Genomic DNA, 9,479 nt, shown 5'->3' with positions numbered 1-9,479 from the left:
GTGAGCCGTCCCGCGCCCCTCGGCCCTCAGGGAGCCCGTTCTGCCCTCAGGGAGCCCGTTTCAGGCCCGCTCCCGCACGTTCCGCCGCTCCTCCAGGGCGGCACGGATCCGTCGCAGCAGCCGTCCGCCGTCACGCCTCCGGTGGCCGTGGACACGGGGATCGTCGGTCACGTCGTACCGCTTCACATAGGCACCGAGGAACGCCTGGAGCGTGGCGATGGCCGGAATCGCGATCAGCGCGCCGACCGCGCCCAGCAGCGCCGTGCCCGCGATGACCGAACCGAAGGCCACCGCTGGGTGGATGTCGACCGTCCTGGCCGTCAGCTTGGGCTGGAGCACATAGTTCTCGAACTGCTGGTACACCACGACGAACCCGAGCACCCACAGCGCGTACCAGGGGTCGACGGTGAAGGCGATCAGCATCGGCAGCGCGCCCGCCAGATAGGTGCCGATGGTGGGGATGAACTGGGAGATCAGTCCGACCCAGACGGCGAGCGCGGGTGCGTAGGGCACCCCGAGGATCTCCAGCAGAATGTAGTGGGCGACCCCGGAGACCAGGGCCATCAGACCGCGCGAGTAGAGGTAGCCGCCCGTCTTGTCGACGGCGATCTCCCAGGCGCGCAGCACCTCGGTCTGCTTGGCCGGGGGCAGTACGGAGCACAGCGCCCTGCGCAGCCGTGGCCCGTCCGCGGCGAAGTAGAACGAGAACAGGAAGACCGTCAGCAGTTTGAACAGGCCGCCGAGCACGGTGGCCGAGACGTCCAGTACGCCGCTCGCGCTGTTCTGTACGTACTTCCGCAGCCAGTCCGATTTGAGCAGACTGTCCTGCACCTCGACCCGGGACAGCTCGGTGCGGAAGGTCTGGTTGATCCAGCTGATGACGGAGTCGAGGTACTTGGGGAAGTCCTCGACCATGGAGACGATCTGGTCGGCGAGCATCGAACCCATGAGGACGACGAAGCCGACCCCCACGACCAGCACCCCGAAGAAGACGAGGAAGGTGGCGAGTCCGCGCCGCATTCCGCGTGCCGCCATCCGGCCGACGGCCGGTTCTATCGCCAGCGCCAGGAAGAAGGCGATCAGAATATTGACCAGCAGCCCGATGAGCTGGTGGAAGGCCCAACTGCCCAGCTGGAAGCAGGCGTAGAGCGCCAGCGCGAGCAGCATGGCGCGCGGCAGCCAGCGGGGCATACGGACCGGGCCCGAGCCCTCCACCCGCCCGGGGGGAGGCACGTTCGGAGGCGCCACACCTCCGGCGGGCACGCCGGGGGCGGCGCTCTCCGGGGGCACGCCGGAAGCCGTGCCCTGTCTGGGCACGGCCTGATCGGTTCTGTCCTGGTCACTCTTGTCGGTCTTCGGAGGCACAGGGCAAGTGTCGCCTACGCCATCGGCGGGCAGTGCGCCGACGTGATCGGTCATCCGTTCCCGCCCCGGCCGGCCGTCACCACGCGCCCGTCACCACTCCGTCCGGACTCCTCGGCTCCGGTACATCCGCTCCGTCCGGACTCCTCGGCTCCGGCACACCCGCTCCGGCCGGTCACCGCTTCTCGGCGGGGACACCGGCGGCGGCGCAGACCGCCCGCCACACGTCCCGTGTCTCCCATCCGGCGTTCAGCGCCTCATGGACCGTACGGCCGCCCAGTTCGGCCATCACATGATCACGCGCGAAGGAGTCGGCGTACGCCGCGCCGAAGTGGTCAGCCATCCGCTCCCAGAAAATCGTCAACCGCATGCACTCAGTATCCCGCTCCAGGGGTGCGCTCCGGCCCGTCCCGTACGCGGCAAGCCCTTTCCGTCCTACGGTCGGGGCATGGCTGGAACCGGAGCAACCGACCCCGCGCCCCCCTCCCCGCTCGCCCGCGCCGCGCGGTTCGTCTGGCTGACGGCCCGGGTGCTTGAGCAGCGGCGATTCGCGTATCACTTCCTGGGCGGCGACTCAGACGCCGTCGAGACCGCCCTGGCCGCGTATCTCCATGAGGACGGGGGGTACGGTCACGCCCTCGAACCCGATCTGCGCGGCCCGGTGAGCCAGCCCCTGCACACGGGGCACGCGCTGCGGGTCCTGGACTCCATCGGCCGGTGCGGCGGGCTGCGGATCGAGCGGATGTGCCGCTACTTCACCGAAGTGTCGACGCCCGACGGGGCGCTGCCCGCGATCCATCCCTCGCAGCGGGGCTATCCGTCGGCGCCGTTCATCCCGATCGTCGACGACCCTCCGGGCGAGCTGCTGGCCACCGGCCCGGTCGTCGGTCTGCTGCACCGCAATCAGGTGTGGCACGCATGGCTGTTCCGGGCGACGGACTTCTGCTGGGCCGCCGTCGAGCGGCTGGAGAAGTCCCATCCGTATGAGATCGAGGCCGCGGTCGCCTTTCTGGACGGGGTTCCGGACCGCTCGCGCGCCGAGGCGGCGGCGGACCGGCTGGGGCGGCTGACCCGCGAACAGGGGCTGGCGGTACTCGATCCGGACCGGATCGGCGAATACCCCGTCGCCGACGGCTACGCACCCGGCGAGCACCACTTTCCGTACGACTACGCCCGTACGCCCCAGTCACTGGCCCGGGGCTGGTTCACCGACGAGGAGATGGAACGCTCGCTGGCGCATCTGGAGAGCGAGCAGCGCGAGGACGGCGGCTGGCCGGTCAACTGGCGTCAGTGGGCGCCGGGCATCGCCCTGGAGTCGCGGCCGATCGTGACGGTCGAGGCGCTGCGGACACTGCGGGCGTACGGCCGGGCGATCGCCTGAGTACGGGCAGTCGCCCGAGTACGGGCAGTCGCCTGAGTACGGGCAGTCGCCTGAGTACGGTCGGTCGCGACGGGCGGAGTGCCACCCTCCGAGCACCCGTACGGGCGGCTGGCGCAGGAGCCGCGCATGCCCCGTTTCGGGGGATGTGCCGCCCGCCGAGCGTCTGCACCGGACGGACGGCGCACGAGCCGCACACGCCCCCCGTTCGCGCGAAGTGTCACCCGCCGAGCGCGCGTACCCCCGCCGTGACAGCCACCGCCGCGCCGACCACGACGAGGAAGGGGGCGCGCAGAACCAGCGCGAGCGCCGCCGCCGCCACGCCCGCCGCGCGGGCGTCGATGACGAGGGAGCCCTCGGCGCTGAAGGTCTGCTGTGCGGTGAGGGCTGCCAGCAGGGCTACGGGGAGGAGGGCCGCCAGCCGCTGGACGAGGGGGCGCTCCAGGGCGCTGGCCGGAACGAGCAGTCCGGCCAGTTTGACGGCGTAGCAGCCGACGGCGGTCGCCAGGATCGCGATCCAGATGTTCAACGGTTCTCACCCTTCGCAGTCCCCGGTCCGGTGGCGCCGGACTCCGTGGCATCCGGCTGCCCGGCGCCGGGCGCGGGCCGGGGGCGGCCCGACTCGCCTCCGCCGCCGCTCTCGCTGTCCGGCGTGCCCATGGCCCGGCCCTTGAGCCAGAGCACCGCGGGCGCGGCGAGTGCGGCCACCAGGACCGGCACCCCGGCGGGCAGCACGGGCAGGAACCCGAGTCCGAGCAGGACGGCGAGCGCGGCGACCGCCCGCTCGGTCGCCGTACGCAGCATGGGCGCGAGCAGGGCGAGGAAGACGGCCGGCCCGGCGGCGTCCAGCCCCCAGGCGTCGGTGTCCCCGATGGCCTCCGCGCCGGCCGCCCCGAGGAAGGTGGTCAGATTCCACAGCACGTACAGCGTGGCGCCGGTCACGGTGAAGCCGAGGCGCACGGCCCGCCGCGTCGGCTGGGCCAGGGCGACGGCGGTGGTCTCGTCGATCACCCAGTGGGCGGCGAGCGGACGCAGAAAGCGGGGCAGGGCGAGCAGCTGGGACAGCCGCAGCCCGTAGAAGGCGTTCCGGATGCCCAGGAAAAACGCTCCCGCCGCGGCGGCGAACGGGTTCCCGCCCGCCGCGATCGCGCCGACCAGCGCGAACTGCGACGCCCCGGTGAACACCAGCAGGCTCAGCACACAGGTCTGGAGCAGGCTGAGCCCGGACCCCGCGGAGGTCACCCCGAACGCGAAGCCCGACAGGCCGACGGCGACTCCGACCCCGAGCGCGTCCCGGACGACGGCGGAGTCGGGTTTCGCCCCGGGCGCGTCCCCGGCGCGTATGCCCGGCGGCGCCGAGGGGTCACTTTTCGGCTGAGCTGTCTGGTCTGCCACCCCACGGACGTTACCCGGCGCCGCCGTCCACGGTCTTGTACGTTATTGCGCCGCCGACCGCCCGGCGGACCGCACTGCCTGACCCGGCGCCGACCGCCCTGAGGGCTGCGGTGCCGTGCGCGACGCCGACCGCCCTGAGGGCAGCGCTGCCCTCAGGGCGCCCGCCCGGCATCGTGCGACGCGGACCGCCCGGCGCGCTCCCGGCGGTAGGCGCCGGGTGGCACCCCCACGATCCGGGTGAAGTGACGGTTCAGATGCGGTTGGTCGGTGAAGCCGACCGCCAGCGCGGCGTCCGTGGGTGTGCTTCCGGTGTCCAGCAGGCCGCGGGCGCGGCGCACGCGCGCGTCGGTGAGCCAGGTGTGCGGTGGCATGCCGTACGCCGCCTTGAAGGCGCGCAGCAGCGCGAAGGGGCTGGTGCCCAGTTCGCTGCCCAGCCTCTCCAGGGACGGCGGCTCGGCCATCCGCTCCTCCAGCAGGGCTCTGGCCAGGGCTGCCGTACGGGCTCCTGAGTCCCGGGGCGTACGGGCCGGGAGCCGCCCGCCATGACTGCCGAGGAGCCGGGCGACGACGATACGCAGCAGGCTGTCGGCGGCCAGGGCATTGCCCGCCTCGGCGGCCCGGCACACCCGGAGGATCAGCTCGGCGGCCCGGGGGTCGTCGGCGAGCGTCGCGCTGAAGGCGGGGCTGCCGCGCAGGGTGCTGATCTCGCCCGCGATACCGGAGACGAGGTCCAGTGAGGGGTAGAGGGCGACATACGCCCAGCCCTCGGGCCTGCCGGACCGGGCGCCGTGCGGCACCTCCGGGTTGATCATGATGGCGGAGCCGGGGTGGGCGTCCACCTGCCCGTCCGGCAGGCTCATGCTCTCCACGCCGGTGATGATCGAGCCCAGCAGAAAGCCTTCGTGGCTGTGGCGGGGGAAGGTGTGGCGGACATAGCGGGCACGCAGCAGATCGAGGCCGGGCAGGTCCTCGTGCTGCCAGTGCCTCGCCTGTTCGCGCTGCCGCGCCATGCCCATACGGCCATTGTGCGCTGCCCTCGACACTGCCCGCCCGGGCACCGCCGAGGCCGATTGTCAGTGGCGGGGTGCACGATGGTGGACATGGCCAGGACTGCGCTCGACTCCTTCTCTCCCGCGACCCGGAGCTGGTTCACGGGAGCCTTCAGCGCGCCCACCACCGCTCAGGAGGGCGCCTGGCGGGCGATCGGTGCGGGATCGGACGTGCTGGTGGTGGCTCCGACGGGGTCGGGCAAGACCCTGGCGGCGTTTCTGGCGGCGCTGGACCGCCTGGCGTCCGCACCCCCGCCCGCCGACGCCAGGATGCGCTGCCGGGTGCTGTATGTGTCCCCGCTGAAGGCCCTCGCGGTGGACGTCGAGCGCAATCTCCGCAGCCCCCTGACCGGTATCCGCCAGGAGTCCGTGCGGCTCGGCCTGCCGGAGCCGGAGGTGCGGGTCGGTATCCGCTCGGGCGACACCCCCGCCGCCGAGCGCCGCTCGCTGGCCACCAAGCCGCCGGACATTCTGATCACGACGCCCGAGTCGCTGTTCCTGATGCTCACCTCCGCCGCCCGGGACGCGCTCTCGGGCATCGAGACGGTGATCCTGGACGAGGTGCACGCCGTCGCGGGGACCAAGCGGGGCGCTCATCTCGCGCTGTCGCTGGAGCGGCTGGACGAGCTGCTGCCCCGCCCGGCCCGGCGTATCGGCCTGTCGGCGACCGTACGGCCGGTGGACGAGGTGGCCCGCTATCTGTCCCCGCAGCGGAAGGTGGAGATTGTCCAGCCCCCGTCGGGCAAGGAGTTCGATCTGTCGGTGGTCGTGCCGGTCGAGGACCTGGGCGAGCTGGGCGGCTCACCGGCATCCGATTCGTCCCCCTCGTCCGGGACATCGGGGGCGTCCGGGGCCTCCGACGGCGGGGACCGGCCGTCGATCTGGCCCCATGTGGAGGAGCGGATCGCCGACCTCGTCCAGGCGCACCGCTCCACGATCGTCTTCGCCAATTCCCGCCGGCTGGCCGAGCGGCTGTGCAACCGCCTCAATGAGATCGCGTACGAGAGGGCGACCGGGGAAGCCCTCCCCGAGAAGGTGTCACCGGCCGAGATCATGGCCCAGTCCGGGGCCGGGCGGGGCGCCCCGCCGCTCCTCGCCCGCGCGCACCACGGCTCGGTCTCCAAGGAGCAGCGGGCCCTGGTCGAGGAGGATCTCAAGGCGGGCCGGCTGCCCGCCGTGGTCGCGACGTCCAGTCTGGAGCTGGGCATCGACATGGGCGCGGTGGATCTGGTCGTCCAGGTGGAGTCCCCGCCGTCCGTGGCCTCCGGTCTCCAGCGGGTCGGCCGCGCGGGCCATCAGGTGGGCGCGGTCTCCACCGGCGTCGTCTTCCCCAAGTACCGGGGCGATCTGGTCCAGTCCGCCGTGGTCACCGAGCGGATGCGCACCGGCTCCATCGAATCGCTCCGTATCCCGTCCAATCCGCTGGATGTGCTGGCACAGCAGTTGGTCGCCATCGTCGCGCTGGACACCTGGCAGGCCGACGACCTGCTGGCGCTGACGCGGCGCGCGGCACCCTTCGCGTCGCTGCCCGATTCGGCGTTCACGGCCGTTCTGGACATGCTCGCCGGGCGCTATCCCTCCGACGCCTTCGCCGAGCTGCGCCCCCGGGTGGTGTGGGACCGCGTCGCGGGCACGGTGACGGGCCGACCGGGCGCGCAGCGCCTCGCCGTGACCTCGGGCGGCACCATCCCGGACCGCGGCCTCTTCGGAGTCTTCCTCGCGGGGGCGGACCCCAAGAAGGGCGGCGGCCGGGTCGGCGAGCTGGACGAGGAGATGGTGTACGAGTCCCGGGTGGGCGATGTCTTCACCCTGGGCACCACCTCCTGGCGCATCGAGGACATCACCCGCGACCGGGTGCTTGTCTCCCCGGCCCCCGGGGTGCCGGGCAGGCTGCCGTTCTGGAAGGGCGACCAGCTGGGCCGCCCGCTGGAGTTGGGGCGCGCGGTGGGCGCCTTCCAGCGGGAGATCGGTTCCCTGCCCCCCGAGGACGCGCGGGCGCGGCTGCTGGCGGCGGGCCTGGACGCCTGGGCCGCCGGCAATGTCCTGGCGTATCTCGACGAGCAGCGCCGTGCCTGCGGCCATGTGCCCGACGACCGGACGATCCTGGTCGAGCGGTTCCGCGACGAGCTGGGCGACTGGCGGGTGGTGATCCACTCCCCGTTCGGCGCCCAGGTGCACGCCCCGTGGGCCCTGGCGCTCGGTGCCCGGCTCGGCGAGCGGTACGGCATGGACGCGCAGGTCATGCATGCCGACGACGGCATTGTGCTGCGACTGCCGGACGCCGATCTGATGGGGCTGGACCTCCTGGACCAGGACCCGGCCCGGCTGGACACGGCGTACGACAGCGAGCAGGCCCCGATCGGCGCCGCGGACGCCGTCTTCGACCGGGGCGAGATCGGGCAGATCGTCACGGACCAGGTGGGCGGCTCGGCGCTGTTCGCGTCCCGGTTCCGCGAGTGTGCCGCCCGCGCGCTGCTGCTGCCCCGGCGCAGCCCCGGCAAGCGCACCCCGCTGTGGCAGCAGCGCCAGCGCGCGGCCCAGCTGCTCCAGGTGGCAAGCGAGTTCGGATCGTTCCCGATCGTCCTGGAAGCGGTCCGTGAATGCCTCCAGGACGTCTTCGACGTACCGGGTCTTACGGAGCTGATGGGCGACATCGAGTCCCGCAGGGTCCGGATGGTCGAGGTGACCACCCCCGAGCCCTCCCCCTTCGCCCGCTCACTGCTCTTCGGCTATGTCGCGCAGTTCCTGTACGAGGGTGACTCGCCGCTCGCCGAGCGGCGCGCCGCCGCCCTCTCCCTGGACTCCCGGCTCCTCGCCGAGCTGCTGGGCCAGGCGGAGCTGCGGGAGCTGCTCGACGCGGACGTGCTGGCCGAGCTGGAGCGCGAGCTCCAGTGGCTGACCGAGGACCGGAGGATCAAGGACAAGGAGGGGGTCGCGGATCTGCTGCGCGTCCTCGGGCCGCTGACCGACGGCGAGCTGGCCGAGCGCGGCGCGGACGCCGGCTGGGCGGCGGATCTCGCCGCGTCCCGCCGGGCGATCCGGGTGCGGATCGCGGGCGCGGACCACTGGGCTGCGATCGAGGACGCGGGCCGGCTGCGGGACGCCCTCGGCACCGCCCTCCCGGTGGGGGTCCCGGAGGCGTTCACCGAGCCGGTCAAGGACCCGCTGGGCGATCTGCTCGCCCGGTTCGCCCGGACGCACGGCCCCTTCACCTCCACCCAAGCCGCCGCCCGCTTCGGACTCGGCGCGGCGGTCACGGACGGCGCGCTCCAGCGGCTGGCCGCGGGCGGGCGGGTCGTCCAGGGCGAGTTCCACCCCTCGGGCATCGGCCAGGAGTGGTGCGACGCGACCGTGCTGCGGCGGCTGCGCCGCCGTTCGCTGGCCGCGCTCCGCCATGAGCTGGAGCCGGTGCCGCCCGCCGCGCTCGCCACCTTCCTTCCCCAGTGGCAGCATCTGGGCGCCAGCGGGCTGCGCGGCATCGACGGACTGGCCCGGGCGATCGAGCAGCTCCAGGGCGCCGCGGTCCCCGCCTCCGCCCTGGAGAAGCTGATCCTGCCGTCCCGGGTCCATGGCTACACCCCCGCCCTGCTGGACGAGCTGACCACGACCGGCGAGGTCGTCTGGGCGGGCGCGGGCTCGCTGCCCGGCAAGGACGGCTGGGTCTCCCTCTACCTCGCCGACGCGGCGCCGCTGCTCCTGCCCCCGCCGCACCCCCTGGAGCCGACCGCGCTCCATGAATCCGTCCTCACCGCCCTCGCCCCCGGGTACGGGCTGTTCTTCCGCCAGCTCGCCGACCAGGTCCGGGCCACCACCCACCCGGATGCCACCGATCCCCAGCTCGCCGACATCGTCTGGGACCTGGCCTGGTCGGGCCGGCTCACCAACGACACGCTGTCGCCGCTGCGCTCGCTGCTGGGTTCGGGGCGCACCGCCGGATCCACCGCCCACCGGGCCAGACGGACCGTGCCGAGGGGCCGGTACGGAAGCCTGACGGCGGCGGCCCGGCCCGCTTCCCGCAGCGGTCCGCCGACGGTCAGCGGGCGCTGGTCCCTGCTCCCGGCCGTCGAGCCCGATCCGACCCACCGCGCCCACGCCCTGGCCCGGGCGCTGCTCGACCGCCATGGCGTGGTGACCCGGGGCGCGGTGGCGGCCGAGGGGGTGGAGGGCGGTTTCGCCGCCACGTACCGGATCCTGTCCGCCTTCGAGGACAGCGGCCAGGCACGCCGGGGCTATGTGGTGGAGGGGCTGGGCGCGGCCCAGTTCGCGATGGACGGGGCGGTGGACCGCCTCCGGGC

At 73.2% G+C, this 9,479-nt stretch carries 7 protein-coding genes; 2 read left to right on the top strand and 5 right to left on the bottom strand.

The window, feature by feature from the left end:
• Nucleotides 1-60: 60 nt before the first annotated feature.
• Both ACWF94_RS23835 and ACWF94_RS23830 read right to left on the bottom strand, forming a co-directional pair.
• Nucleotides 61-1,191: an AI-2E family transporter gene (locus ACWF94_RS23835; protein WP_453491939.1), complete on the bottom strand. Its 1,131-nt coding sequence runs from the start codon at nucleotides 1,189-1,191 to the stop codon at nucleotides 61-63.
• A gap of 346 nt (nucleotides 1,192-1,537) precedes the next feature.
• The gene (locus ACWF94_RS23830) at nucleotides 1,538-1,732 is read right to left on the bottom strand and encodes a DUF3046 domain-containing protein (protein ID WP_453491930.1); all 195 of its coding nucleotides are present in this window, start codon (nucleotides 1,730-1,732) and stop codon (nucleotides 1,538-1,540) included.
• A gap of 78 nt (nucleotides 1,733-1,810) precedes the next feature.
• Here ACWF94_RS23830 and ACWF94_RS23825 point away from each other — a divergent pair, with 78 nt between their 5' ends.
• Nucleotides 1,811-2,743, top strand: a complete 933-nt coding sequence (locus ACWF94_RS23825; protein WP_453491928.1) for a hypothetical protein — start codon at nucleotides 1,811-1,813, stop codon at nucleotides 2,741-2,743.
• 217 nt (nucleotides 2,744-2,960) lie between these two features.
• On the opposite strand, the gene ACWF94_RS23820 is transcribed toward ACWF94_RS23825, so the two are convergent.
• The 3 genes from ACWF94_RS23820 to ACWF94_RS23810 all read right to left on the bottom strand — a co-directional run bounded on the left by ACWF94_RS23820 (nucleotide 2,961) and on the right by ACWF94_RS23810 (nucleotide 5,145).
• Nucleotides 2,961-3,269, bottom strand: a complete 309-nt coding sequence (locus tag ACWF94_RS23820; protein WP_453491925.1) for an AzlD domain-containing protein — start codon at nucleotides 3,267-3,269, stop codon at nucleotides 2,961-2,963.
• Nucleotides 3,266-4,084 carry an AzlC family ABC transporter permease gene (locus ACWF94_RS23815; RefSeq protein ID WP_453491936.1) on the bottom strand — a complete coding sequence of 273 codons (819 nt, stop codon included), beginning with the start codon at nucleotides 4,082-4,084 and terminating at the stop codon, nucleotides 3,266-3,268. Before ACWF94_RS23815 ends, ACWF94_RS23820 begins: the two co-directional genes overlap by 4 nt.
• 203 nt (nucleotides 4,085-4,287) lie before the next feature.
• Complete coding sequence (locus ACWF94_RS23810) at nucleotides 4,288-5,145, bottom strand: AraC family transcriptional regulator (RefSeq protein WP_453491933.1); 858 nt, start codon at nucleotides 5,143-5,145, stop codon at nucleotides 4,288-4,290.
• A 90-nt stretch (nucleotides 5,146-5,235) separates the two neighbouring features.
• On the opposite strand from ACWF94_RS23810, the gene ACWF94_RS23805 reads away from it, so the two are divergent.
• Nucleotides 5,236-9,479 (top strand): ATP-dependent helicase (locus tag ACWF94_RS23805; protein ID WP_453491922.1); only part of this gene is annotated, 4,244 nt, incomplete at its 3' end.

The sequence above is a fragment of the Streptomyces sp. NPDC055078 genome, from assembly GCF_053607985.1.
The sequence above is the reverse complement of the archived record's forward strand: the minus strand, read 5'-3'. Positions and strand labels throughout refer to the sequence as shown.